The 25,272-nt window shown below is 61.0% G+C and carries 26 protein-coding genes; 13 read left to right on the forward strand and 13 right to left on the reverse strand.

The features are described 5' to 3' along the window. Window positions 1-137: 137 nt before the first annotated feature. On the forward strand, window positions 138-2,813 hold the full coding sequence (gene mgtA / locus GKQ23_RS01905; protein WP_249168463.1) for a magnesium-translocating P-type ATPase: 2,676 nt from the start codon (window positions 138-140) through the stop codon (window positions 2,811-2,813). 64 nt (window positions 2,814-2,877) lie between these two features. Here mgtA and GKQ23_RS01910 read toward each other — a convergent pair whose 3' ends face one another. Beyond that, a complete protein-coding gene (locus tag GKQ23_RS01910) occupies window positions 2,878-3,120 on the reverse strand; it encodes a DUF1158 family protein (RefSeq protein ID WP_212411524.1) in 243 nt (80 codons plus the stop codon). Window positions 3,121-3,198: 78 nt separating this feature from the next. Next, entirely contained in the window at window positions 3,199-4,086 is an 888-nt protein-coding gene (locus tag GKQ23_RS01915) for a LysR family transcriptional regulator (protein WP_212409626.1), read from the reverse strand. Window positions 4,087-4,187: 101 nt separating this feature from the next. On the opposite strand from GKQ23_RS01915, the gene GKQ23_RS01920 reads away from it, so the two are divergent. Both GKQ23_RS01920 and mntP read left to right on the forward strand, forming a co-directional pair. Beyond that, entirely contained in the window at window positions 4,188-4,784 is a 597-nt protein-coding gene (locus tag GKQ23_RS01920; protein WP_056240713.1) for a short chain dehydrogenase, read from the forward strand. A 354-nt stretch (window positions 4,785-5,138) separates the two neighbouring features. Next, window positions 5,139-5,711: a manganese efflux pump MntP gene (gene mntP, locus GKQ23_RS01925; RefSeq protein ID WP_056240710.1), complete on the forward strand. Its 573-nt coding sequence runs from the start codon at window positions 5,139-5,141 to the stop codon at window positions 5,709-5,711. 846 nt (window positions 5,712-6,557) lie between these two features. On the opposite strand, the gene GKQ23_RS01930 is transcribed toward mntP, so the two are convergent. From GKQ23_RS01930 to GKQ23_RS01955, 6 genes are all read right to left on the reverse strand, one after another. After that, window positions 6,558-7,730 (reverse strand): Gfo/Idh/MocA family protein, encoded by a 1,173-nt coding sequence (locus GKQ23_RS01930; RefSeq protein ID WP_101505488.1) that lies wholly within the window; start codon window positions 7,728-7,730, stop codon window positions 6,558-6,560. Between the two features lie 15 nt (window positions 7,731-7,745). Then, entirely contained in the window at window positions 7,746-8,666 is a 921-nt protein-coding gene (locus tag GKQ23_RS01935) for a TIM barrel protein (RefSeq protein WP_212409627.1), read from the reverse strand. Window positions 8,667-8,683: 17 nt separating this feature from the next. After that, on the reverse strand, window positions 8,684-10,087 hold the full coding sequence (locus GKQ23_RS01940) for a sugar porter family MFS transporter (protein WP_249168464.1): 1,404 nt from the start codon (window positions 10,085-10,087) through the stop codon (window positions 8,684-8,686). Between the two features lie 229 nt (window positions 10,088-10,316). Beyond that, the gene (locus tag GKQ23_RS01945) at window positions 10,317-11,351 is read right to left on the reverse strand and encodes a LacI family DNA-binding transcriptional regulator (protein WP_212409629.1); all 1,035 of its coding nucleotides are present in this window, start codon (window positions 11,349-11,351) and stop codon (window positions 10,317-10,319) included. Window positions 11,352-11,504: 153 nt separating this feature from the next. Then, the gene (locus GKQ23_RS01950; protein ID WP_233208929.1) at window positions 11,505-11,939 is read right to left on the reverse strand and encodes a DUF3368 domain-containing protein; all 435 of its coding nucleotides are present in this window, start codon (window positions 11,937-11,939) and stop codon (window positions 11,505-11,507) included. A 33-nt stretch (window positions 11,940-11,972) separates the two neighbouring features. Beyond that, window positions 11,973-13,040: an ImmA/IrrE family metallo-endopeptidase gene (locus GKQ23_RS01955; RefSeq protein WP_056240687.1), complete on the reverse strand. Its 1,068-nt coding sequence runs from the start codon at window positions 13,038-13,040 to the stop codon at window positions 11,973-11,975. Window positions 13,041-13,231: 191 nt separating this feature from the next. Between GKQ23_RS01955 and GKQ23_RS01960 the strand changes: the two genes are divergently transcribed. After that, complete coding sequence (locus GKQ23_RS01960) at window positions 13,232-13,849, forward strand: TetR/AcrR family transcriptional regulator (RefSeq protein ID WP_072166462.1); 618 nt, start codon at window positions 13,232-13,234, stop codon at window positions 13,847-13,849. A gap of 2 nt (window positions 13,850-13,851) precedes the next feature. Further along, window positions 13,852-14,715: a helix-turn-helix domain-containing protein gene (locus tag GKQ23_RS01965; RefSeq protein ID WP_212409630.1), complete on the forward strand. Its 864-nt coding sequence runs from the start codon at window positions 13,852-13,854 to the stop codon at window positions 14,713-14,715. 44 nt (window positions 14,716-14,759) lie between these two features. On the opposite strand, the gene GKQ23_RS01970 is transcribed toward GKQ23_RS01965, so the two are convergent. After that, window positions 14,760-15,407, reverse strand: coding sequence for a GntR family transcriptional regulator (locus GKQ23_RS01970; protein ID WP_056240681.1), 648 nt, complete (start codon window positions 15,405-15,407; stop codon window positions 14,760-14,762). A gap of 109 nt (window positions 15,408-15,516) precedes the next feature. Between GKQ23_RS01970 and GKQ23_RS01975 the strand changes: the two genes are divergently transcribed. Next, window positions 15,517-15,981: an OsmC family protein gene (locus GKQ23_RS01975; RefSeq protein WP_056240677.1), complete on the forward strand. Its 465-nt coding sequence runs from the start codon at window positions 15,517-15,519 to the stop codon at window positions 15,979-15,981. A gap of 143 nt (window positions 15,982-16,124) precedes the next feature. Here GKQ23_RS01975 and GKQ23_RS01980 read toward each other — a convergent pair whose 3' ends face one another. Together GKQ23_RS01980 and GKQ23_RS01985 are read right to left on the reverse strand one after the other, a co-directional pair. Further along, complete coding sequence (locus tag GKQ23_RS01980) at window positions 16,125-16,334, reverse strand: YdgH/BhsA/McbA-like domain containing protein (RefSeq protein ID WP_056240674.1); 210 nt, start codon at window positions 16,332-16,334, stop codon at window positions 16,125-16,127. 4 nt (window positions 16,335-16,338) lie between these two features. After that, window positions 16,339-16,572 carry a hypothetical protein gene (locus GKQ23_RS01985; protein WP_212409631.1) on the reverse strand — a complete coding sequence of 78 codons (234 nt, stop codon included), beginning with the start codon at window positions 16,570-16,572 and terminating at the stop codon, window positions 16,339-16,341. A gap of 58 nt (window positions 16,573-16,630) precedes the next feature. On the opposite strand from GKQ23_RS01985, the gene GKQ23_RS01990 reads away from it, so the two are divergent. The 7 genes from GKQ23_RS01990 to GKQ23_RS24045 all read left to right on the forward strand — a co-directional run bounded on the left by GKQ23_RS01990 (window position 16,631) and on the right by GKQ23_RS24045 (window position 23,610). Beyond that, window positions 16,631-17,131, forward strand: coding sequence for an RNA polymerase sigma factor (locus GKQ23_RS01990; protein WP_212409632.1), 501 nt, complete (start codon window positions 16,631-16,633; stop codon window positions 17,129-17,131). 4 nt (window positions 17,132-17,135) lie between these two features. Continuing rightward, window positions 17,136-18,191 (forward strand): FecR family protein, encoded by a 1,056-nt coding sequence (locus GKQ23_RS01995; RefSeq protein WP_212409633.1) that lies wholly within the window; start codon window positions 17,136-17,138, stop codon window positions 18,189-18,191. An 88-nt stretch (window positions 18,192-18,279) separates the two neighbouring features. Then, the gene (locus GKQ23_RS02000) at window positions 18,280-20,655 is read left to right on the forward strand and encodes a TonB-dependent siderophore receptor (protein WP_212409634.1); all 2,376 of its coding nucleotides are present in this window, start codon (window positions 18,280-18,282) and stop codon (window positions 20,653-20,655) included. After that, a complete protein-coding gene (locus GKQ23_RS02005) occupies window positions 20,655-21,551 on the forward strand; it encodes an ABC transporter substrate-binding protein (RefSeq protein ID WP_072166449.1) in 897 nt (298 codons plus the stop codon). Before GKQ23_RS02000 ends, GKQ23_RS02005 begins: the two co-directional genes overlap by 1 nt. Before the next feature lie 8 nt (window positions 21,552-21,559). Next, window positions 21,560-23,323, forward strand: coding sequence for an iron ABC transporter permease (locus GKQ23_RS02010; protein WP_371820040.1), 1,764 nt, complete (start codon window positions 21,560-21,562; stop codon window positions 23,321-23,323). Continuing rightward, window positions 23,278-23,445 carry an iron chelate uptake ABC transporter family permease subunit gene (locus GKQ23_RS24135; RefSeq protein ID WP_371820041.1) on the forward strand — a complete coding sequence of 56 codons (168 nt, stop codon included), beginning with the start codon at window positions 23,278-23,280 and terminating at the stop codon, window positions 23,443-23,445. The genes GKQ23_RS02010 and GKQ23_RS24135 overlap by 46 nt, the downstream gene beginning before the upstream one ends. Before the next feature lie 36 nt (window positions 23,446-23,481). Then, on the forward strand, window positions 23,482-23,610 hold the full coding sequence (locus GKQ23_RS24045) for a hypothetical protein (RefSeq protein WP_256442832.1): 129 nt from the start codon (window positions 23,482-23,484) through the stop codon (window positions 23,608-23,610). On the opposite strand, the gene GKQ23_RS02015 is transcribed toward GKQ23_RS24045, so the two are convergent. Further along, entirely contained in the window at window positions 23,588-24,505 is a 918-nt protein-coding gene (locus GKQ23_RS02015; RefSeq protein ID WP_212409635.1) for a nucleoside hydrolase, read from the reverse strand. The genes GKQ23_RS24045 and GKQ23_RS02015 overlap by 23 nt on opposite strands. Window positions 24,506-24,693: 188 nt before the next feature. Next, window positions 24,694-25,089: a polyketide cyclase gene (locus GKQ23_RS02020; protein WP_212409636.1), complete on the reverse strand. Its 396-nt coding sequence runs from the start codon at window positions 25,087-25,089 to the stop codon at window positions 24,694-24,696. Window positions 25,090-25,272 lie beyond the last annotated feature (183 nt).

Raw genomic sequence — 25,272 nt, forward strand, 5'->3', positions numbered from 1 at the left:
CGGAAGGAGACAGATGCCGTAATCCTGCGTTTGTTCCGCCTGCCCGCTCCGCCTCCCCCCTGAATATGCTGAAAAATCCTCGTCTGCAGGCGCCTTTTCCTGCGCGTAAAAAAACATCTGATTCAAGGAGCTGGCTAATGAAAATGCATAAAGCCAACCTAAAAATGGCCCAGGAACTGGCGATCGTCAGCGCGGCCAGTGCAAGCCCGGAGCGCACTCTCGCGTCCCTCAACAGCCAGCGGCAGGGCCTGACCGCGCGGCAGGCCGCCGAACGGCTGCAGCAGTCTGGTCCTAACCAGGTCGCGCACGACAAGGCCCCGGCGGCGGCGATCCAGCTGCTGCAGGCCTTCAATAATCCGTTTATCTGGGTGCTGATGGCGCTGGCGGCGATCGGCTTCGTTACCGACTACCTGCTGCCGCTGCACCAGGGGGAGCCGACCTCGCTGACCGGGGTGACTATTTTGCTGGTGATGGTTGGCCTCAGCGGGCTGCTGCGCTTCGGCCAGGAGTACCGCACCAGTAAGGCGGCGGACGCGCTGAAATCGCTGGTGCGGACCACCGCCACCGTGCTGCGCCGCCACGATGAAAACAGCGAACCTCAGGCGGCTGAGGTGCCTCTGCAGGACGTGGTGCCCGGCGATATCGTGCAGTTTTCGGCGGGCGACCTGATCCCGGCAGACGTGCGGCTGCTCAGCACCCGCGCGCTGTTTGTCAGCCAGGCGGCGCTGAGCGGCGAGGCGCTGCCGCTGGAAAAATATGACACCGACAGCCACCCGCAGGGGCTGGATGCGGCCAGCGAACTGGACGAGCAGGCGCTGCTCAGCCTGCCCGGCATCTGCCTGATGGGCACGGTGGTGGCCAGCGGCAGCGCCACGGCGGTGGTGGTCGCCACCGGCAGCGCGACCTGGTTTGGCCAGCTGGCCGGCTCGCTGCTGGGTGCACGCCCGCAGACGGCGTTTGACCGCGGGGTCAACAGCGTCAGCTGGCTGCTGATCCGCTTTATGCTGGTGATGGTGCCGGTGGTGCTGCTGATTAATGGCTTCAGCAACGGCGACTGGCGCGACGCGCTGCTGTTCGCGCTGGCGGTGGCGGTCGGGCTGACGCCGGAAATGCTGCCGATGATCGTCAGCTCCAACCTGGCGAAAGGGGCGATCGCGCTGGCGAAACGCAAAGTGGTGGTGAAACGGCTGAATGCGATCCAGAACTTTGGCGCGATGGACGTGCTGTGCAGCGACAAAACCGGCACCCTGACCGAGGATAACATCAGCCTCGACCGGCACCTGAACCTGCACGGCCAGGCCGATGAGCGGGTGCTGCAGCAGGCGTGGCTGAACAGCCGTCATCAGAACGGGGTCAAGAACCTGATGGACCGGGCGATCCTCGCGCACGGCCAGGGTAACCCGGCGCTGGCCGACCTGTGGCGCTGGCGGAAAATCGACGAACTGCCGTTTGATTTTGAACGCCGTCGCCTGTCGGTGCTGGTGGCCGAAGGGCAGCAGCAGCAGCTGATTTGCAAAGGCGCGGTGGAGGAGATGCTGGCGGTGGCCGCTTACTGGCAGGATGGTGATGCCGTGCGGCCGCTGGATGCGGCGGCGCGGCAACGTATCCGCCTGCTGGCCGAGCGCTACCAGCAGCAGGGCTTCCGCGTGCTGCTGGTCGCCAGCCGCACGCTGGCAGAGCCGGGACGGCCGCTGACCTTCGCCGACGAGTGCGATCTGGTGCTCGGCGGGCTACTGACCTTCCTCGACCCGCCAAAAGAGAGCGCCGCCGCCGCGCTGGCCGCGCTGCGGGAAAATGGCGTAACGGTGAAAATCCTTACCGGCGACAACCTGACCATCAGCCGGAAAATCTGCCGGGACGTCGGGCTGGATCCGGGCGATCCGCTGTGCGGCAGCGAGATCGCTACCCTGAGCGACGCGCGGCTGGCGCTGCGGGTGGCCGACACCACGCTGTTCTGCCGCCTCAGCCCGCAGCAGAAAACCCGCGTGGTCCAGGCGCTGCAGCACAATGGTCACACCGTCGGCTTTCTCGGTGACGGCATTAACGATGCGCCTGCGCTGCGCGCGGCGGATGTTGGCATCTCGGTCGATGGCGCCAGCGATATCGCTAAAGAGTCCGCCGATATCATCCTGCTGGAGAAGAGCCTGCTGGTGCTGGAACAGGGGGTGATCGTGGGAAGGCAGACCTTTGGCAATATCATCAAGTACCTGAACATGACCGCCAGCTCCAACTTTGGCAACGTGTTCTCGGTGCTGGTGGCCAGCGCCTTTCTGCCGTTCCTGCCGATGCTGGCGGTACAGCTGCTGCTGCAGAACCTGCTGTACGATCTGTCGCAGCTGGCGCTGCCGTGGGACAAAATGGACCGCGAGTTTCTGCGTCAGCCGCGCAAGTGGGATGCGAAAAACATCGGGCGCTTTATGCTGTGGATGGGGCCGACCTCGTCGGTGTTTGATATCACCACCTTCTGGCTGATGTGGCACGTGTTCGCCGCCAACAGCGTGGAGGCGCAGGCACTGTTCCACTCCGGCTGGTTTGTCGAGGGGCTGCTGTCGCAAACGCTGGTGGTGCATATGCTGCGTACCGGGAAAATTCCGTTTATCCGCAGCCGCGCCGCGCTGCCGGTAATGCTGATGACCGGTCTGGTGATGGTGGTGGGCGTGCTGATACCGTTCACCCCGCTGGGCAGCGCCTTCGGGCTGGTGCCGCTGCCGTTGAGCTACTTCCCGTGGCTGCTGGCGACGCTGCTGGGCTACTGCCTGCTCACTCAGGGGGTGAAAACCCTCTATATGCGCCGTTTTGGCCAGTGGTTCTGATACCAGGAAAACGCGCCGCAACAGGGAGCGTTGCGGCCGATCGCTGGCGCGGGGTGCCGCAGGGCTATGGCCGAATAAAGCGCAGGTAAATAAAGCGGATAACGTAGTACTCCACCGCGCCCAGCACTAAAAACCACAGGCAGAACACCAGCGTATAGAGCTGGCCGATATCCTCCAGATGGAAGATATCGACCAGTTTGCGGGCCAGCGCCAGGCCAAAGCTGGGCGCGGGCAGCAGCAGCGCGGAGAGAAAGCCGAGCAGCAGCGTGGCCATCGGCATCAGGAAAGTTAAAAACGGACTTTTCATCATTATTCCATCGGGTGGGGCGCGCTGGCCCCGTGCAGTTGGCGCTATTTTCAGTGAAAGTTCAGCCGGGTTCAATCATTAAACCGCCAGCGCCGCGGGCAGCTGCTCACGCATCCAGCTGATAAAGCTGCGGCGCTTCTCTGACGGGCTGAGATCCTGCCGCCACAGCAGATGGATCGGCCGGCTGCTCTGTCGCCACGGCTGTAGCAGCTCCACCAGCCGCCCGGCGGCGATATCCTCCGCCAGCAGAATACGCGGCTGCAGGATCAGCCCGGCTCCGGCCAGCGCCGCCTGGCGCAGCGCCTGGCCGTCGTTGCAGACAAAGCTGCCGTCGGTCGGCCACGGAATACCGGCAAACTGCCAGGCGTTGCTTTTGTTCCACGCCATATTGCACAGGCAGCGGTGCTGGTACAGATCCTGCGGCGTCTGCGGGGTGCCGTGCTGCGCCAGATACTCCGGCGTGGCGCACACCACCATCTGATACTCGCCGAGGAGCTGGGCGACCAGCCCGTCGCCGGCGTTCAGCCTGCCGACGCGCAGCGCAAAATCAAAGCCTTCGGCAATCAGATCGACAAAGCTGTCGTTCAGATCCAGCTCAATCTTCACCTGCGGATAGCGCCGCTGGTAAGCGGCCACCACCCCGGCCACCGCGCTGGCCCCCAGATTGAGCGGGGCGCTGATGCGCAGCAGGCCGGACGGGGTGCCCTTCATCTGTTCCACGCTCTCTTCCGCCTGCCGCAGCTGTAACAGCGCGGCTTTGCACTGCCGGTAGTAGCTCTCGCCGGCCTCGGTCAGGCTCTGGCGGCGGGTGTTGCGCTGCAGCAGGCGCGCGTCCAGCGCCTGTTCCAGCTGGCGGACGTGCTTGCCGACCATCACCGCGGTGATGTCCAGCCGGCGGGCGGCCTCGCTAAAGTTGCCGCTCTCCACCGCGCAGATAAAAGCCTCGATACTGCGTAATTTATCCATGATTACAAACCCAGAGTTTGGAGTTCCCGAAAGTATCGCGCATTTTTCCGCCGGACGCACTGCGCCACAATGGTGGCCTTAACGCGTAACGGAGAACAGAGATGAAAATTTTAGTGACTGGCGCCACCGGCACCGTGGGGCAGGGCATCGTTAACGAACTGGGCCGCGACCATCAGGTGATTACCGTCGGCCACACCCGTGGCGACTACCAGGTGGATCTGACCTGCGAAGAGAGCGTGCGCGACCTGTTTGCGCAAACCGGCAGGGTGGATGCGGTGATCTCCGCCACCGGCGGCGTGCATTTTGGTCCGCTGGCGGAGATGAGCAGCGAGCAGTTCAACCGTGGGCTGCAGGATAAGCTGCTGGGCCAGGTGCGGCTGGTGCTGATCGGCAGGGAGTTCGTCAATCCGGGCGGCTCCTTCACCCTGACCAGCGGCATTCTGGCGCAGCAGCCGATCCGCACCGGGGTTAACGCCACCGCGGTTAACGCGGCGATTGAGGGGTTTGTGCTGGCGGCGGCCAACGAACTGCCCGGCCTGCGTATCAACGCGGTCAGCCCGACGGTGCTCACCGAAGCTCTGGCGAGCTACGGTCCGTTCTTCCCCGGCTTTGAAAGCGCCCCGGCCAGCCGGGTGGCGCTGGCCTATCGCCGCAGCGTGGACGGCGTGGAGACCGGCCGCGTCTACCGCGTCTGGTAACTGCAACAGCGCCCGCAGGCGGCGTGCCTGACGCCGGGCTGTGTAAATTCTGCGGGCAAAACGGGTCGTAATTTGCCGATTTTTTCCCCACCCCCTGCGGGGTTATAAAACCCCACACTCTGTGTAACGCGGTAATTCTTTTAGAGTTTCCGCGTTCTTTTTTGCAGCAAAAATAGCATCTGTTAAAAAGTATAGCCAAGGCTATACTCAAATCCATGATTTTACTGTCTTTTTTTCCTCAGGCTTGCATGCTAGGATGCGCTTCAATTGAGCTGGCCTGTGGTTATTTTTACAACATAAGCCCTTTTTTAACGCTTCAGACGGTCCGTGCCGCTTCAGACCGGGATAAAACCAATGAACCTCTACGCAACCCTGATTCTGGCTTTTGCTATGTCGATGGACGCCTTCGCGGCGGCGCTCGGCAAAGGTGCCAGCCTGCATCGTCCGGGCCTGAAAGAAGCCCTGCGTACCGGTCTGATCTTCGGCGTGATTGAGGCGCTGACCCCGCTGATTGGCTGGGCGATTGGCCTGGCGGCCAGCCAGTACGTGATGGCGTGGGACCACTGGGTGGCGTTTGGCCTGCTGTTGATCCTCGGCGGGCGGATGGTGATGGAAGGGATGCGTAAAAAAGCCTGCGAGCCGGAACACGCACCGACCCGCCACGGCTTCTGGCTGCTGGTGTGCACCGCGATTGCCACCAGCCTCGACGCGATGGCGGTCGGCGTTGGCCTCGCCTTCCTGCAGGTGAATATCGTCACCACCGCGCTGGCAATTGGCGCGTCAACGATGATTATGGCGACCGCGGGCATTCTGCTGGGGCGCTTTATCGGCCCGGTGCTCGGCAAATGGGCGGAGATTTTCGGCGGCGTGGTGCTGATCGGCATCGGCACCAGCATCCTGATTGAACATCTGGGCGCGGCGGCATAAGCTCTGCCGGACGATCCGCGCGATCCACTCCTTTCGCCGACGATCCTCGTTCCCTGTTCCTGCAAAACCACACCGGCTTACCCATCGCTCTTCAGCCTGTTCCCGCCATTTCGCAGGACGATGAATCTGCATCAACAGGATGTCGTTTTGGATTCGTTTACTATTCGGTTAGCATAATTAGGGCGAATAGTGTGATCTGCTTCAAACAAATTGCCTGAAAAACGTCCTGCATGTATAATTTTTTGGCGTTTTTCCACCTTACTGGCAATAGGCGATCATGAAAAATTTCTTCAGGTGCGTGTTTCAGGCTTATGTAGACACCTATAAACACGTGCCGCCAGGTGCCGTTCGTTAAGCACCAGCAGATACACCCTCGATAACCACGGCCAGGGATCGGACCGATGGTTATCACCTCTTCAGCTTGTGCCGGTCTATTTATCCCTTATGACCCTAGCTAAGCGTTCCATCCCGGTATTCCTTCACTACGCCTGACGCTGCCCGACGGTGGCATTCCGTGCTAAATCCCGCCCGTAAACAGACGCAGTTGGCTAATGTTGGCCACCTGAACCGTACTGCGCACCAGCAGCAGGTAGCGGTGTTTTTCGTACAACATACCGGCCCGGCCGGTTCGCCGAGCGCGGAGGGCAGCGCGTTATGGCAGCAGGCAGGATGCAGCAGGCAGAAGTCAGAAGGCAGCAGTCAGAAGCCAGAAGCCAGAAGTCAGAAGTCAGCAGGCAGGATGCAGAAGTCAGAAGCCACAAGTCAGCAGGCAGGATGCAGAAGTCAGCAGGCAGACAGCCGCTGGGGGCTGCTGCCTGTGTTCACCGTGATCGGTTTAGCGCCGGGTTACTCGAAATCGACCCAGGTTGCTCCGGCATCAGCCGATTCAACACAGCGCTCAACCCACTGCACGCCCGCCACGCCGGCGTGGACATCCGGATACCAGAAATCGGCCAGCAGCGCGGTATCACCGCGATCGGTGGCGTCCATGGCGATGGCGAAGCGGCGATACAGGTTCGACCAGGCTTCAAACAGACCCTCCGGGTGGCCGCCGCCGATGCGGTCCTCTTCCAGCGCGCGCGGGGCCAGGTAGCCCATGCCGCGCTCCAGAATACGTACCGGCTCGCCCTGAATTTCATAGCGCAGCTGGTTTGGCTGTTCGTCCCACCACTCCAGGCTGGCTTTCGAACCGATCACGCGGATCTTCTGGCCGTGCATCGATCCGCAGTTCACCGCCGAACACCACAGCGATCCCACCGCGCCGTTATCGTATTCCATCAGCACGAAGGCGTTATCTTCCAGCGGCGCGCGGGTTTTCACGAAGCTCTGGCGGGAACACATCAGGCGCTTGATCTTCAGCTCCGGCAGCATGGTTTCGGCCAGGAACAGCGGATGGGTCGCCAGGTCGCCCAGCACGTAGCTTGGCCCGACAAATTTCGGGTCAACGCGCCAGCGGGTGCTCGGGTTCGCCAGCTCCACCGCTTCGTTATGGAAGCCGTGGGAGAACGACATATTCACGATGCGGATCTCGCCCAGCGCGCCTTCGGCAATCAGGCTGCGCGCCTGCTGGATCAGCTGGTGGCCGGCATAGCCGTAGGTCACGCCGATCACTTTATTACGCGCTTTGCTCAGCGCTTCCAGCTCTCTGGCTTCGGCGGTGGTAAAGCACAGCGGCTTTTCACAGACCACGTGCAGGCCGGCTTCCAGCGCCGCTTTGCAGATGGCGAAGTGGGTGTTGTTTGGCGTGGCGATCGAAACCGCCTCAATGCCGTCCGCCCGCTCTGCTTCCTGCTGGAACAGGGTCTGGTAGTCCGGGTAGCAGCGGTCGCCGTCCACGCCGAGGCTTTCGCCGAAGGCGCGGCCACGGGCTGCATCGATATCGAAAGCGCCAGCCACCAGGGCGAAGGTGTTATCGCGCAGTGCCGCAGAACGGTGGATATAGCCGATCTGGCTGGTGCCGCCGCCGCCTACCATGCCCCAGCGCAGGGAGCGATCGAGAGGTTTGATGCCGTTAATCATGATGTGTTCCTTAACTTAAAATCCAACAGAGTTCAGGTAGCGCAGGCTCTCGGTCACGTCGTGCAGGCTGCCATCGGCGTTGCGCGGGTCACGTTCCTGTTCAATGGTGATCCAGCCCTGGTAGTTGCGTTCTGCCAGGAAGGTACGTACTGCCGGGTAGTCAATCGCCCCTTTGCCGATCGGGCACATCACCCCTTCGGCGCAGGCGGTAAAGAAGTCGATGCCGCGGGCAATCACGTCGCGGAACACGGCGTCGTTAACGTCTTTAAAGTGCAGATAGTCGATGCGGTCAAAGTAGTGCGCCAGCGCCGGGATCGGGTCCATGCCGGCGTAGTAGAGGTGGCCGGTATCAAGGCACAGGCCCGCCACGCTGTGCGGGATATCCTGCACCAGCTTTTCCAGCTCGTCGGCAAACTCAATGCTGCCGCCGGCGTGCGGGTGGATCACCGGACGCACGCCGTACTCTCTGGCGATGCGGCTGATTTCGGTGATATGGCCGATCATGCGCTGCCAGTCGGCGTCCGACAGGCGTTCGGCTTTATCATACTGGCCCGCCAGGCGTGCGCGATCGGCGTTGCCGAAGTCGATAATCACCAGGTAGGGTGCCGGGATATTCGCACCGTGGGTTGGCGTGGCGGTCGGCACTTTCGCCAGGTTACGGCACAGGTTGTGCGTCAGCTCAACCATCGCCGGGAAGTTGGACTCGCTGACCAGGTCATCAAAGATGGTGCCGGCAACGATAGTCAGGCCGTACTGGTTCAGCTTTTCGGTCAGCTGCTGCGGGTCAGTGGGCAGATAGGTCCATGGCCCCAGCTCAATGCTTTTATAACCGGCCTGGGCGGCCTCTTTCAGCACCTTCTCATACGGCGGCAGGTGCGGGTTTTTTGGGTCATCCACGCCCCAGCTGCAGGGTGCGTTAGCAATATGAATGGTCATGTTGGCGTCCTCAAAAATCAGTGGGTTGCAGTTTTGCGTTGTTGTTGGGTGGTGTCGAAGCGTTCCAGAATCAGCGCTTCCATTTTTTCCAGCGAGACGCCCCTGGTTTCTGGCAGCAGTGCCTTAACGAACCACCAGGAGACCAGAGAACACACCGCGAACAGCAGCAGCGGGAAGGCACCGTTAAAGGTCTCGTTGAGATACTGGCTCTGGTTCATCATCGGGAACGACTGGCTGACAAAGAAGTTACCGGCCCACATGGCACAGATGGAGAAGCCCATCCCGGCACCGCGCAGGCGGGTAGGGAAGATCTCGCCAATCACCGTCCATACCACCTGGCCCCAGGTACCGCCGAACAGGAACATAAAGCCGAACAGGCCGATCACCGACACCCAGCCGGTCATGCCGCTGTAGAAGGTCCAGAAGGTGATCAGCAGACATACGGCAGAACCCAGCGAACCGATCAGCAGCAGAGATTTACGCCCCATCCTGTCGATCAGCATCATGCCGGCCATCACGCCTGCAAACTGCAGCACCGCCAGCCAGATGGTCATATACATTGCTTCCTGCATATTGTGGGTGACGTTCATCAGCAGGGTCGGGCCGAAGTACTGAATGACGTTAATGCCGGTCAGCTGGTTGAAGATCGCCAGGCCGATACCAATCACCAGGAAAATCGACGTCTTACGGGTAAAGCGGGCGCGTTCGCTGGTCACCTGCTGCGAGGCTTTCTGCTGCAGCGAGTCCTGAATCTCGCCGATCAGGCGTCTGGCGTGGTCGGCAGATGAAATGCGGGTCAGGGTTTTCAGCGCCTGCTCGTTGCGGCCGACCATTACGTTCCAGCGCGGCGACTCGGGGATAAACCCAACGAACAGGAAGAACAGCACGCAGGGTACAAAGGCGGCGCCCAGCATCCAGCGCCAGCCGTAGGCATTCAGCCACTCGGGGTCGGCATTTTTGGCAATCAGGTAGTTAGTCAGCAGTACCAGCACCTGGCCACCGACGCAGCACACCATGTGCATGGTCATCGCCCGGCCACGGTAGTCTTTCGGTGCCACTTCGGCGATATAAATCGGCGAGATCACCGAGGCAAGGCCGATGCCCAGCCCGCCAATCATGCGGAATACCACAAAGGTGGTGAAGTCCGGTGCCAGCGCGGTGCCGGCAACGGAGACCACAAACAGAATGGCGGTGATAATCAGCATCGACTTGCGGCCGTAGCGGTCAGCCAGCTTGCCGGCGACCAGGCAGCCAATCACGCAGCCAATGATCACGTTAGACACCGCCCAGCCGGTTTCGGCGGCGGAGAGCCGGTAGTGGTGGGCGATAGGTTCAATGGCGCCGGAAATGACCGAAGAGTCATAGCCGAACAACAGCCCGCCGAGAGCGGCAACTGCGCAGATGGCCATCACATAGGCCATATTATGTTTCGGTGGTGTTAAGGGCACAGGGTACATCCTTCAGTTATTATTTGAAGGAAGTATCAAACAAAAATTCTATTACCATCAATGATGGAATGTTTGTTTTTTGATGGCGATCGCACTAATTATGATAGAAAATTATGATGATATTCTATCATCCCCGTGTTTTCAGCCGCTTATCCGACGGAGTGACCCCTACCGATGCGGGGAAGTGGTCGGCCCGCGCGGTTTAGAAATTTTCCTTTGTTATCAATTCAAAGCTGCTGTGTGATGAGCTAAAGCCACGCTGGTTCTCCTCCACCGCTTCACGCATTGCCTGCACCACCGCCGCCGCCAACTCCTCCAGCCGGTTTGAGATGATAATATCGAGCGTGCCATCAATCAGCGCCAGCTGTTCATCCTTCAGCGGGCCGTGACAGATCAGGGTAATCTCCTGCTTTCTGCCGCTGTCACGCAGTGCCGCCACTACCCCTTCCACGCCGCCGCAGGGGGCGTAGATCACCGACAGATCCGCATGGTCACAGATCAGCGCCTGGGTTATCTGATATGCGCGGTCGTAATTTTCGAAGCTGTTGACCGGCTCCAGCACGATATGGCCGGTGGCGTGCTCACGCAGATAGGAGCGGAAGCTGATTTCGCAGGTTTCCTGGCACAGGAAGCGGTTATCGCCGATGATCACCCCCACTTTCCCCGGTTTACCGCTCAGGCGCTGTACCGCCCAGGCGGCGGTTCGGCCCGCCTTGCGGTTATCCAGCCCGACGTAGCCGGCATGGCCGCAGGGGGACAAATCGGACAGAATAGTGAACACCTTCACCCCTTTCTGTGCCGCCTTCTCCACCGCGTGGCGGATGCGGGCATTATCCAGCGCGATCAGGCCCAGCACGTTAATGCGCTGGCTCATCTGCTCAATGTCTGCGGCCGCTGCTTCAATATCGTGGATATCGTGAAAGACAAACTCAATCGCCGTACCCGGCTGCAGCCACGGCGCGGCTTCCCGCTCCAGCGCACGGGCCAGGCTGTCGTAAAACGAATGGTCGCGGGAGAGCAGAAGAATACCGATGCGCAGCGGCCCGCCGTTGAGGCTGACGGCCGCGACTTCACTGAGGAAATCGCGATCGAAGCGATAGCCCAGCCGCACCGCCGCCTGTACCACCCGTTGTTCAGTATCCGGGCGCACCGGCGCACGGCGGTTCAGCACCCGGTCAACGGTGGCAACGCCGACCCCGGCTTCGCGGGCAATATCGGTCAGGGTAGTTTTTTTCATCACAGAATTCTCAACAAGCGGGACTGAGAGAAAACTATCATGTTACGGCGTATGGCGGGATGCCGGCTGCATCAGGATATGACGCAGGTCAGATTATTTTTTTTATTTATGCAGGAAGGACGGTGAAATGTTTCATTTTGGATAACAGAGATGTCAGATCGTTGAAATCTGTTCGAGACGCAGTAAGGCTTCATCCCATGGCAGTCGCCTGCCCGCATCTTTCATTCGTCGGTAAGCCGTTCTGGCCTGTGCAGGTGAGATGGTCCCCAGCAGGACAAGTTGCTCTACCACCCAGAGGGATCCCATGACGGTCAGCTTTTCACTTTCGGCAGCTTTCCTCAGCGCCCTGTCGCCGGTCAGCAGAGGGCACTTTTCCTGCTTTGCCAGTGCCAGGGCAAAGCAATCATGACGGCCTGGGCCTGTAACCCGCTGAGTTAGCTGCCAGGCAAACTCCATCGTTGCCGGGAGCAACTCCTGTAGTTTAAGGCCTTTCGCCAGCAGTGTAGGGTGGAATGCCTCAAGCTCTTCGTAAAACAGGATATCCGGCGTCATGATCTGCCAGGGAAGGGTGAAGAAGGCGTCCAGCAACCCCCTTCCTCCAGATCAATAATGATATTGGCGTCACTGATTAATAGTCTCATGGGGGGGCTCCAGCTTCCGTGCCTGATGGAATGAACTTAATGACAGACCCAGTAATTCGGCAGCTTTAGCTTCCCCAATAATGTCTTCGCCCAGTGCGCGGTAAACCAGCTGCTGAAAAAGGAAGGTATTCTCCTGTGGGTACGGGGTGCCGGGTTCTGTGCTGCGCCAACCCTGGCGGGCAAAATGGATGACTAATTTTTTATGCAGGGCAGGGCTGATAATACCCAGACTCAGCAGTCGATACAGGCAGGCGGCCATGCTGATGCCGTATTCCTGCTTGAGCAGATAAAGTTCACGAAATTCAATCTGGTGGCGATACTGGCCTGTCTGCTGTCGAACGCAGCAGGCTGGCAATAAAAAGGCAGCAGCGAAACGATTACAGGCTTTTTCTTCATCCATATCTGCAGACAAACGCCCCTGCAACAGCAGATGTCCGAGTTCATGTGCCAGCGTGAAGCGTTGACGATCGCCCGGCCAGTTTGAAGAAACGATAATAGCGGGTTTGCCGGCAACGTCTGCCTGCAAACCGTCGAAGCGGGTTTGTTTACCGATATCGGTAACAATCACTAAAATACCGCGTGTTTCCAGCAGATCGATCAGATCTGCAATTGGTGCTGAACCCAACTGCCAGCTGTCGCGAAGTTGCCCGGCGAGTGTCTCAATATCATCCCAGTCATTGATGTATTGCAGCTCGTATCGCGGGGGGACAAACTGGGTTACCGGAAACGTTGGCCACAGGTTAGCCAGTTCAAGCCAGCGTTCGGCCTGGTCGATAACATCGGCCTCAATGCGTTTTAGCAGCGCAACGGGTGTTGCTACCCGTTTGCGATATTCAATTCCTTTAAGTTCAACCTGATAAGGGCGGAAAAAATATTCGCTACGCACATTTAATGCTTTTGCAAGCTTAAGCAGAACGCCGGAAGAGGGCATATTCTGATTGTGCTCATACTTTTTGATCATGTTGGCGCTGACCCCTGCGGCTTCACCCAACGCCTGCATCGACAGACCTGCAGCTGAGCGTGCGCGTAGCAAGCGTTCTCCAATCATGATGCCTCTCAGGTTTATAAAAAATTTAAATGTTAACTTATTATAAACCCTCGGGGGGCAGTGTCGATGGGTAAACTGTCCATTTAGCCGGTACAACATTTACCTGAACTGAAGAAAAAAGCTGCGTTCACCGGCGGGGCTTTATGCTATCTTCACAAAACATACCGTACGGTATCTTTTATGAGGACATGATGTCGAAACTCCCCCCGACTGACGAAAATGACGATGGCGGCCGATGCTGCCTGCGCGGCTGGTATCGTAAAAAACAGCCGGAGCAGGTGCGGGCGGCGCTGATCCAGTGTGCTGCCGAAATGGCGGCGCAGCAGGGGCTGACCGCCGTGACGGTACAGGCGGTGGCGCAGGCGGCGGGGGTGACCAAGGGCGGCTTCTTCCACCATTTCCCGCATAAGCAGGCGCTGCTGGATGCGGTGTTTGATGCCTTTAAAGCCGAACATGACCGGGAAATCGACCGGCTGATGGCGGCTGATGAGGAGGCCTGGGGCAGCTTTACCCGTGCCTATGTGATGATGTCTTTTCGGGATATTTTGCAGGAAGAAGCCAGTCTGCACGTGCCGCTTTCGCTGTCGATGATGGCGTCTGCGGAGCTTTGTGAACGCTGGTCGAAGTGGCTGGCCGGGCGCCTGCAGCGTCATCAGTCTACCGATAGCGACCCGCAGCATGAGACAGCCAGGCTGGCCGCCGACGGTGCCTGGCTGGTGCACTCCCTTAAACTTCACTCTGCCGTTGGCGCGCCGCTGGCGCTGAGAGAAAGGCTTCTGGCCACTACCCGACGTAGCGGTGAAATATGAAAATGACGTTCAAAGAAGAAGTGGTGCAACAGCTGCTGCAGTGGCTGGAGGGAAATATCCAGACGCCGCTGACCATCGATGACTTTGTCACCAAATCCGGTTACTCCAAGTGGCACCTGCAGCGCATTTTTAAGGAAGTGACCGGGCAGAAGCTGGCCACCTACGCCCGCCAGCGGCGGCTGACCTCCACCGCCTTTATGCTGCGGTTGTTCGATAAACAGATTGATACGGTGGGCAGCGAGCATGGCTTCTCCAGCCACAACGTGTTCCATAAAACCTTTAAGCGCCACTTTAACGTTACCCCGGCGCAGTACCGCGATGCCGTGGACTGGTCGTGCGCCGGGCTGTGTCCGCCGGTGAACCTGACCGCGCAGGCGGTGCCCACCGGGCAGCTGGTCGAGCTGGAGGCGCTGTCGCTCAGCGGCCAGCTCAACCACTTCCCCTTTACGCTGCACACCATCGATGACTTTTGCTGGCAGAAGCGCCAGCAGTTCTGGCAGTCGCGGCTGGCCGCGCTGGCCGCGCCGCCGGAGGATCTGTATGGGCTGATTAACGTGGTGCGCGGTAAGGCGGGGGAGGAGCATTCAACGCTACAGTATCTGACGTGCCTGACGGCCACCGCCGTGTCGGCGGAGGTGGAGCAGATAGACGTCACCCTTGAGCGCCAGACCTATCTGCAGTTCAGCTACTGCGGCGAATCACAGCACTATGCGGAATTTATCGGGTTGATTTATGAGCATGCGCTACCGCTGGCCCGCGCGGTGCGCCGCGACGGCCACGATATTGAGCGCATCAACCAACGCTGGTTTGAACAACATCAGGGGCGGCAGCTGAAGATCGATTATTTCGTTCCGGTGATGATCTGAACATGCGGTCACTGACGCCGGGCCGCCGGAGCGACTTACCGCTGTCAGCCGGGCTGGCGGGCAATGATTTCCAGTACCCGCTGCCGGGCAGAGGCAAGATGCCGCACCGTCTCTTCACGGGCAAGCTGCGCATCCCCCTGGCGGTAAGCCGCCAGAATGGCGGCATGCTGTTGCTGAAACACCGGCGTATCGGCCAGCAGCCGGTGTTGCAGCTGTTCGTAGCGCTCAATCTGGGCACATAATTCGGCAATAATTTTCAGCAGCCTGCCGTTATTGCAGCCCTGGTAGAGAATGTGGTGAAACTCGCGGTTCAGCTCGCCCTGTTTTTGCGGCGTCTGCGCCGTTTCCAGCAGCTGATGTACCAGCCCGGCGCGTGCCAGCGTTTCGTCATTGCGGTTCATCACACTGAGCGCGATCGCTTCCCCTTCTGCCAGCGCACGCAGCTGATAGATTTCATTGACGTCACGGGCGGTCAGCCTGCTGACGGCGGCACCACGGTTACGCTGGCTTTCGACCAGACCTTCCCTCTCCAGCTGCTGGATAGCCTCACGCATCGGAATACGGCTGACTGAAAACTGGCTGGCCAGTTCACGCTCGATCAGGCGTGTACCCTCGGCAAGTTCACCCCGGTTAATCATTTCGCGCAGTGAAGCGGCAATCACTTCCGCCGTTGAGTCTGGCTTATTCAGCATCACAGGTTCTCTGAAAAACATTTGGCATAATGGTATACCATATGCTTTACTTTCTCAATCCGTCGCCACAGCAAAGCGCATTTTCTCAGCTTATTTCGGAGCAGGCATCATGGCACAGCGTGAACATCACTATCGGGTTGCGGTTGAATGGACAGGCAACAAAGGGCAGGGAACGGCTTCCTACAAGGCTTACAGCCGGGATTTTGTGCTTAACGCGGGCGCGAAACCACCGATTGCTGGTTCGTCCGATCCGGCGTTCTTAGGGGATCCGCTGCGCTGGAATCCGGAAGATCTGCTGGTCGCTGCCGCCTCCGCCTGCCATAAATTATGGTATCTGCACCTGTGTGCGGAAGCCGGGATTCGTGTGCAGGCCTACCGCGACGACGCAGAGGGAACCATGGTGGAAGGCAAAACCGGCCGCTTTACGCAGGTGGTGTTGCGGCCGCAGGTGACCATTGCCGCAGGCAATGACCTGGAACAGGCCCGGCAGTTGCATCATCAGGCGCATGCGCTTTGCTATATTGCTAATTCGCTGAACTTCCCGGTGCTGTGTGAGCCAACGATCGTTTGCTAGCGGCAGTCTTCAGGTATCGGGCAGGTAGCCGCAGAATGTACGCGCGGGGCAGGGCAGGACGGTGCGAGGGGTGAGGGGCAGCCGGTACAGAAAAACGGGCATGCCCGTCCCCTGTCTGGCAGGGTTCGGGCATTGCCGGATGCTTATTTAACCAGTTCGGCGGTCATATGCACGGTGTTATTGCCGCTGGCTTCGATGATTTTGTAAGACGCGCCGGCCTGCTGTGCCTGAGCGGCGATTTGGGCTTCTGCGCTCTCAATGGTTGAACCGGTAGCGACCACGGTCTGGGCGAATGCGCCGAAAGAGGCCAGAGAAAGTACGGTAACAGCAGCAATAGTTTTGATAGATTTCATGGGGTCATTCCTTCAGTAAGTTTGTTTGGGAGAAGGCTGTTTGCCTTCGTTGAAAACAATAATAGGCGCATTGAAGCGATTCTGATAGCGGAGTGATTTGCTCAAGTCTTTCAAATAATTTGTTCAATATCTGACGTTGATTTACGTTCTGGCCTGTTGGCTGAAGAATGCTGACATCCGGGCCGTTTACCGGGCTGAAAAGGGTGGCGGGCAGCATTAAAATAACAATGATAATCATTCAACATGATGCTACGCTCATTCGCCCATCCGTTGCCTGTCGCCTGAGAAAAGTTATCGTGTCAGCGTTTGAACAGTATTACGTTGAAGTCCTGCGCTTTCTGACGCGTAAACTGCGTGACCACGACAGTGCTCAGGATCTGACGCAGGAGACCTTCAGCCGCGCGTTAACGCTGCCCCCCGGCGGGGACGTCGCCTCGCCCCGCGGCCTGCTCTATCAGATTGCGCGCAATCTGCTGATTGACCGCTACCGCAGCAGTAAAAGACAATCCCATGAAAATCTTGAGGATATCGATGAGTCCTGTATTGTCGCTCCCGGGAGCTGGCAGCCCGAGGCGCAGGCGGAGAGCAGCCAGCACGCTGCCCGACTGGTGGCAATCATCGAGGCGCTGCCGCCGCGCTGTCGTCAGGCGTTTGTATTGCACCGCATTGACGGGCTGTCGCAGAGCGAGGTCGCAAAGCAGATGGGGATTTCCACCAATATGGTAGAGAAACATATTATTCGGGCGATGGTGGCCTGCCGGGAAGGCAGCGCCAGCGGGCAGGACAGCAAAGGATAATGCGATGAAAACCCCGGATGCCTTACGGCCCGAACAGGCTGACAGCGCGGAAACCTGGCTGCTGCGACAGCAGGCCGGTTTCCGCGCCGGACAGCAACAGCAGTTTAACCACTGGCTGACCCAGGGCGACAATGCCGCCGCGTTTGCCCGTACCACGGCGCTGTGGCAACAGCTTGGTGAACTGCCCGAAAGTGAGAAACTGCGCCTGCGTCAGCAGGTGCGGCGTGAGCTGGCCGCTCCTGCCCGGCGGCCGCGCCGCCTGCTGTGGCCCGCGCTGGCGGTACTGCTGCTGGCGGTGCTGATCTGGCCGCTGTGGCGGCAGCTGGCGCCGGCAGAGTTTGAGCAGGTTTACGCTACGCAGCGCGGCGAGCAACGCCTGATCGCCCTGCCGGACGGCAGCAAACTGAATCTGGACGCGGAAACCCGGTTGCGGGTGGCGTACTGGCCGCAGCATCGCGAGATCTGGCTGGAGCAGGGGCAGGCTTTTTTCCAGGTGGCCCATCAGGCGCAGCGCCCGCTGACGGTGCGCAGCGGTACGTTGCGCGTCACGGTTCTCGGCACTGAATTCAGCGTGCGCTACATTCCGCACTCGATGAGCGGAGAGGGCGTCAGCGTGGCGGTGCGTTCCGGTGCGGTGCGCGTCGGGCCGCAGGCGGGCTGGCGCTACGGCTGGTGGCGGCTGGTGAACAGGCTGGGGATTGCCCGCACCGATGCGCATCTGCGCGTGCTGCGCGCCGGTCAGCAGAGCCAGAGTGACGGCAGCGGCCTGCTGACGGGGCAGAGTGCGATCGCCCCGCAGGCGGTGGCCTCGTGGCAGCAGGCGCGGGTCAGTTTCGACAACACCCCGCTGCCGCTGGCGCTGGCCGAGTTCGCCCGCTACGGCAGCGTGCACTATCAGGCCGATCCCCGGGTGGCGGAACTGCGCATCACCGGCAGCTTCGCGCTGGGGCGGCTGGACAGTTTTGCCCGGGCGCTGCCTGCCGTGCTGCCGGTCACGCTGAAAAAGCAGGGTGACACTACGCTCATCGTGCCGCGCAGCACGGCGGAAAAAAAATCGTAAAAAAAACGTCATCCTGACGTCAGGGTTTTGTCCGTCACAGCGTCTTCAAAGGTAATGATTCTTATTACATACCTTTGGGAACCGATACATGACCCTGTTTTCTTTAATTTCACCTGTGGAAAAAACCTTTAGATTCAGCCTGCTGGCCCTGGCTGTCACTCTGGGTTCCCAGCCGGTGCTGGCGGTAGCTGCCGCCCCTGTAGCCGTGTCGCTGCCCGCCCAGCCGCTGGCCCCGGCGCTGAATGCGTTGGCGCAACAGGCCGGCGTTCAGCTGATCGTGGCACCGGCGGCGGTGGCAAATAAGTCAGCCCCGGCGGTCAGCGGCACCATGACGCTGGAGAGTGCACTCGATCGCCTGCTGCTGGGCAGCGGCCTGATCTGGCAGCGGCAAAACGATATGATCACCATCTCGCCCGCTGCGGGTGACGCGGGTAATGCGGGTGACACCCTGACGGTGACCGGCCGTGGCGGGGCGTTGGGTGGCAGCGTGCCGCAGCAGACCAGCAGCGCCACCAAAACCCATACCGCGCTGCTGGAGGTACCGCAGTCCGTCTCGGTGATCGGCCGCCAGCAGATGGACAGGCAGAACGTGCAGAGCGTGACCGAAGCGCTGCGCTACGTGCCGGGGGTGAAGACTGAAACCTACGGCGTTGACCCGAAAGGCTATGACTGGATCTACATCCGCGGCTTTAACGCCCTGACCACCAACGACTATCGCGACGGCCTGCGCCAGCTCAACAACAGCTACAGCTATTTCCGCACCGAGCCTTACGCGCTGGAGCGCATCGACGTGGTGCGTGGCCCGTCATCGACGCTGTTTGGCCTCGGTGATGCCGGTGGAATCATCAACCGCGTCAGCAAACTGCCCACCGCACAGGGCGTACATGAGGTGGAGGTCCAGCTTGGCAATTTCGACCGCCGACAGCTGCAGTTCGACTTCAGCGATAAAATCAACGGTGACAGCCGCTATCTCTACCGCCTGGTCGGCGTGGCGCGGGACAGCAACACCCAGTTCCAGTATGCCAACGGCCCGAAAGTGAAAGACGATCGCCTCTATCTCGCGCCGTCGTTCAGCTGGCTGCCGAACGAAGACACCAGCCTGACGCTGCGCGCGGACTACCTGCGCGACAGCTCCGGTGGCACTATCTCGGTACTGACGCAGCCGGATGGCAAGGTAACGGATACCCTGCTCGGTGACTACAGCTACAACCACTTCCGTAACGAACAGTTCACCGCCGGTTACGAGTTCAGCCACCAGCTGACAGAAACAGTCCAGCTGCGGCAGAATCTGCGCGTCGGGCAGACCGATACCATCCTTAACAACCTGCTGCCGGGCGCCATCGACTTCACCAGCGGCCAGCAGTCGCGCAACGCCATCCGTTTTGATGAGCATATGCAGACGCTGAATCTCGACAACCAGCTGCAGGCCGACTTCAATACAGGCGCGTTCAGCCACACCCTGCTGGGGGGCGTCGACTACAGCTGGCTGGACGGTAACGCCAAACGGTTCAGCGCGGCGGCACCGGTGCTGAACGTCTGGCAGCCGCAGTACGGCATGGCGATTGCCGATCCGACCAACGCGGTGAACAATAACGATCAGACCACCTCTCAGCTCGGCGTCTACCTGCAGGATCAGATCCACCTGACCCCGGCATGGCTGCTGACCCTCGGTGGCCGCCATGACGATATCAGCATGCGCACGCAGAACAACCTGACCGGCAACACCAGCTGGCTGGATAAAGATGCCTGGACCGGGCGTGCCGGGCTGACCTGGCTGGCGGGCAACGGGCTGGCACCGTACATCAGCTATGCTGAATCCTTTACGCCAAACAGCGGTACCAACCGCGATAACCAGACCTTCACGCCGAGCAAGGCCCACCAGTATGAGGCGGGGATCAAGTACCAGCCGGATGCCGACCTGCTGATGACGCTGGCGGCGTTTGAAATCACCAAAACCAACGTGCTGACCAACGAGCTGGTGAACGGCGTGGCCACCGGTTATCAGGTGGCGTCCGGCGAAGTGCGTTCACGCGGCGTGGAGTGGGAACTGCAGGCGCAGCTGAGCGAGAATCTGCACGCGCTGGCCTCTTACAGCTTCACCGATGCGGAGATCACCCGCAGCAATGATGGCGTCCAGGGTAACAAGCAGGCCAACGTACCGAAACACATGGCCTCGGCCTGGCTGAGCTACGACTTCACCCGCGGTGTTCTGGATGGCCTGACGCTGAACGGCGGTACGCGCTACGTTGGCAGCATGTACGGCGACAACGCTAACACCATTCCGGTGAAAAACTTTGCGCTGGTCGATGCCGGTGCCTCTTACAGGGTGAATCACCATCTGACCTTTGGCGTTAACGTACAGAACCTGCTGGACCATCATTACGTCGGTACCTGTGACGACGCCACCAGCTGTTACCCGGGTCAGGAGCGCACGCTGATCGGTTCGGTTAAATACAACTTCTGATGCAGCAGGGGTCATGGCGGCGGCGGGACTGCCTGCAGGCGCTGCTGCTGGCACCGCTGGCGTTCAGCCACGCGGTGCGCGGGCAGCCGCTGGCGGCAGAGCGGATTGTGGCGATCAACTGGGTGGCGGCGGAGCTGCTGCTGGCGCTGGGAATTACGCCGCTGGCGCTGTCGGACAGCGGCTACTTTCGCCGGCGCATTCCGCAGCCGCCGCTGCCTGCGGCGGTGGCGGATATCGGGCCGTACTGGGAACCCAACCTTGAGTATCTGGCACAGCTGCGCCCCTCGCTGATCCTCAGCGATGCGCTGGCACCGGCGATGATGGCGGCGATGCAGCGTATCGCCCCGCTGGAGGTGGTCACGGTATATCCGGCGGCGGACGATGCCTGGCAGTCGCTGTGCCGCTATCTGCTTGCTCTTGGTGAGCGGGTTAACCGGCTGGCCGTGGCACAGCAGCTGATCGCCCACGGCGAACGGCGGCTGGCGGACTACCGGCAGCAGCTGGCACAGCGGCCGCGCCCGGCGGTGTGCGTGGCGGTACTCAATCAGGACGGTAAACACGCCACGGTGTACGGGCAGCACAGCCTGGTGCAGGCGGTGCTTGACCGGCTGGGGCTGGTTAACGCCTGGCAGCAGCCGGTCAGCAGCATGGGGCTGGCCAACGTCGGTCTCGACCGGCTGGCCTCGCTGACGGACGCCCGGCTGTTTTACGTTGAGCTGCCGACCACCACCGACCGGCTGCGCAAAGTACGCCAGTCCGGCGCGCTGTGGCAGCATCTGCCGCTGGTACAGCAGGGCAACGTCGTCGCGCTGCCGCCCTTTTTCCCGTTTGGCGGGGTGCATACCGCCCTGCGTCTTGCCGACAGCCTGGCGCTGCGGCTGCTGAGTGAGCCCTGATGTTGCGCATGACCCCGCTGAAACTGTTTTTACTGCTGCTGCTGGCCGCGCTGGCGCTGACCGTACAGCAGCTGCGGCCGCTGCTGCAAGACCATCACAGCGGTCACCTGCTGCTGATCTACAGCTTTTTGCCACGGCTGGCCGTCAGCCTGCTGGCCGGTGGGGCGCTGGCGCTGGCGGGGCTGCTGTTTCAGCAGGTGCTGCACAATCCGCTGGCGGAACCGGCCACCCTCGGCGTGGCTGCCGGGGCCAACCTTGCCGTCGCGCTGGTGCTGGTACTGGCACCCGGCCTGCTGGCGTTCGGGCTGGCACCGGTGGCGCTGACGGGCGCGGGCGTGACCACGCTGCTGCTGCTGTTGCTGGTGGCGCGCCAGCGGCTGGCTACGCTGCAGGTGATCCTCGCCGGCATGGTGCTGAGCCTGTACGCCGGGGCGCTCTCCACGCTGCTGGTGCTGTTCAACCACGACTATCTCAGCGATCTGTTCAGCTGGCAGGCCGGCTCGCTCAGCCAGAACGGCTGGGAGAGCGTGCGCATGTTAACGCTGCCGCTGCTGCTGTGCGGCGGGCTGAGTCTGCTGCTGGCGCGGCCGCTGGCATTAATCGGCCTGTCGGAGCAGAGCGCCGCCAGTCTTGGTGCCTCGCCGGTGCGCGTCAGGCTGCTTGCGCTGATGATCGCCGTGGTGCTCAGCGCACTGGTCACCAGTCAGCTGGGTATTATCAGCTTTATTGGCCTGGCGGCCCCGGCGCTGGTGCGGCTGCTCGGGGTACGGCATTTCAGCCGTCAGCTGCTGTGGGTGCCGGGGTTTGGCGCGCTGCTGCTGTGGCTTATCGATCGGCTGGCGCAGACGCTCTCACCCGCCGCCGGAGACGTGCCGACCGGCGCGGTCACCGCGCTGTTCAGCGCACCGCTGATCCTGCTGCTGCTGTCGCGCCAGCGCATTATCCGTCTGCCGCAGGCGGCGGAGACGGTGCCCGCCTGCGGGGCATCGCTTAGCGCCGGGCGCGTTATTCTGTTAGCTGGTCTGCTGCTGCTGGCGGTCGGGCTGTCGCTGGGCTGTAACCGGCAGATAGCGGACGGCCTGCTGCTGGCGTGGCGCTGGCCACGGATGGTCGGGTCACTGGCCGCCGGTGCCATGCTGGCGGTGGCCGGGGTGCTGGTACAACGGCTGACGCGCAACCCGCTGGCCAGCCCGGAGCTGCTTGGCATCAGCAGCGGTGCCTCGCTGGCGGTGCTGCTGCTGTTTATGCTGGTCAGCCAGCCGCTGCCGCTGCTGTTTCCGGCGGCGGCGGCCGGCAGTCTGCTGGTTACGGCAACCATTCTGTGGCTCGGCGGGCGTAACGGATTTCAGCCGCAGCGGCTGGTGCTGACCGGGCTGTGCATCACCAGCATCAGCGGGGCGTTAACCAGCCTGCTGATGCTGAGCGGCGACCCGCGCGCGCTGCAGCTGCTCAGCTGGAGTACCGGTTCTACCGCCGGTATCAGCGCGGCGGCGGCCGTAACGGGCCTGGTGCAGGCGCTGCTGCTGATCCCGCTGGCGCTGCTGTTGCGCCGCGTGCTGCAGCTGCTGGGACTGGGCGCGGCAACGGCCCGCACGCTGGGCGTGAATCTCAGGCAGGGTACGTTACTGATTCTGCTGTTGGCGGCCGCGCTGACGGCGGCCGGCACCCTGCTGGTCGGACCGATCAGTTTTGTTGGCCTGATGGCACCGCAGCTGGCGCGCGCAGCGTGGCGGAGCAGACCGGGCTGGCGGCGCTGCTGGGGGCCACGCTGATGGTGCTGGCCGACTGGCTGGGACGCAATATCGCCTGGCCGTGGCCGGTGTCCACCGGTATCGTCTGCGCGCTGCTGGGGGCACCGTGGTTTTTATGGCTGCTGCGGCGCGTACAGGCTTAGCGTTACGCCACGCAAGTTGCTCCGCTGCTGCATCTGATGTTGCTGGTGTTGCTGGTGTTGCTGGTGTTGCTGGTGTTGCTGGTGCTGGTGCTGGTGCTGGTGCTGGTGCTGCCGATATTGCAGCTGTCGCGCAGCAGCAGGTTTACTGGCGCAGCGCCGCCATAAAATGCGCTTTCACGTGCTCGGCCTCAACGGTGAGGCACAGCGACTGCGGGCGGCAGCCGGCAAACGGGTCGTCCTGCGTTGCCGGGCTGTTAAGCTGGCGCAGCGTCTGTCCGCGGTTAATGCGGTCGGTGACTACCCGTACCGGTGACGTGGTGACGCCAAACCATTCCGGGTGGTTCAGGTATGCGATGGTCAGGGTATCGTGCAGCGCCATGCCTTCGACACCGTGCTGTTTGCTGTAAGCAAGGTAGCCCTGAGAGATGGCGCTCAGCAGCGGATGGTTCAGGCTGCGAATATCGTCACCGCTGACGGTGACCTCCAGCGTCACGTCCAGCGGCAGCATCACTACCGGAATAGCCGAGCTCAGCACCTGGTCGGCGGCGTGCGGATCTTTCCAGATATTAAACTCGGCAAAGGGCGTGACGTTGCCGCTGTGGCCGTGGCTGCCAAAGGCGCCGCCCATCACCACCAGCCGTTTAATCTGTGGAATGATATCCGGTGCCTGGTTGATTGCCATGGCGATATTGGTCAGCGGGCCGATCGCCACAATAGTCAGCGCATCCGGATTATCGCGCACGCTCTGGATAATAAAGTCGATGGCGTTTTCTGCCGCGCCGCTCCACGGGTTATCAAACACCCCGCCCAGCCCGTCTGCACCGTGTACGTCCCAGGCTGACGGGGTCGGCAGGTGGGCCAGCGGCCGCGAACTGCCGCGGTACACCGGCACATCGAGGCCGATTTTATGGCTGAACAGGCGGGCGTTACGCACCGCCTGCTCTACGGCGACGTTACCAAATACGCAGGTGATGCCGAGGATGTCACAGCTTTTCGCGGCATAAGCGAGGGCAAAGGCATCGTCGACGCCGATGTCGGTATCAAAAATAATCTTTTCCATCAGACACTCCTTATCCTGAAACGGGTAGATCGTGCGGGCGTACGCCCGCATTACGCGGCGACAGAGCAGGCTGGCCGCAGAGGTAAATAAACCGGGTTGCAGCTCAGCCGCCAGCCCCGATGCGTCTGTCTGCAGGCCAGCTCAGCTGCCAGCACTGGCCCGCCTGCCAGCTCAGCCGACGGGGCCGGCTAGCCGGTCAGCAGCGTTTGCAGCGCCTGCATATCGCGCCGTACCCACTCCAGCTCCTGCGCGTAGCGTTCATCGGACAGCAGCGGCTGGCGGAAGACGGTGATCAGCACCTGTGAGCCCTGTTCGTTGGCGACGATGCGCATCGGCACAAAGATCTCTTTGCTGTAACCGCCGTCGATCCAGTGATCCATAATGCAGAAGGGGTTGTGATCGGTGAAACGCACCTTAACGGCCCCCTGCGGCCCCTGACCCTTCCAGCTGTTGCCTTCCTGCACCAGCGGCCCCTGGCTGAGTCCGGACGCCCAGCGCGGGAAAAACTCCGGTTTCCAGATGGTTTCGTACAGATCCACCCAGTTACGGTGGATGGCCAGGCTAAGGGTTTGTGAGGACAGCATAAAACCTCCGTTTGGTGATCAACAGCCGATTTAAGCACCCCGCAGAGGGCAAGAGAAGCCTTTGCCCCACGCATATCTCCCGATCGCGACACAGCTCGCACTTTCAGCTGGTAAATCCGTGAGCTGAACAGCAGGTCCTGAGCCGCCGCCGGACGATCCCCTTTTCCGTTAATCCGGGGGAGG

The sequence above is a fragment of the Erwinia sp. E602 genome, assembly GCF_018141005.1.
Taxonomy (GTDB): Bacteria; Pseudomonadota; Gammaproteobacteria; order Enterobacterales; family Enterobacteriaceae; genus Erwinia.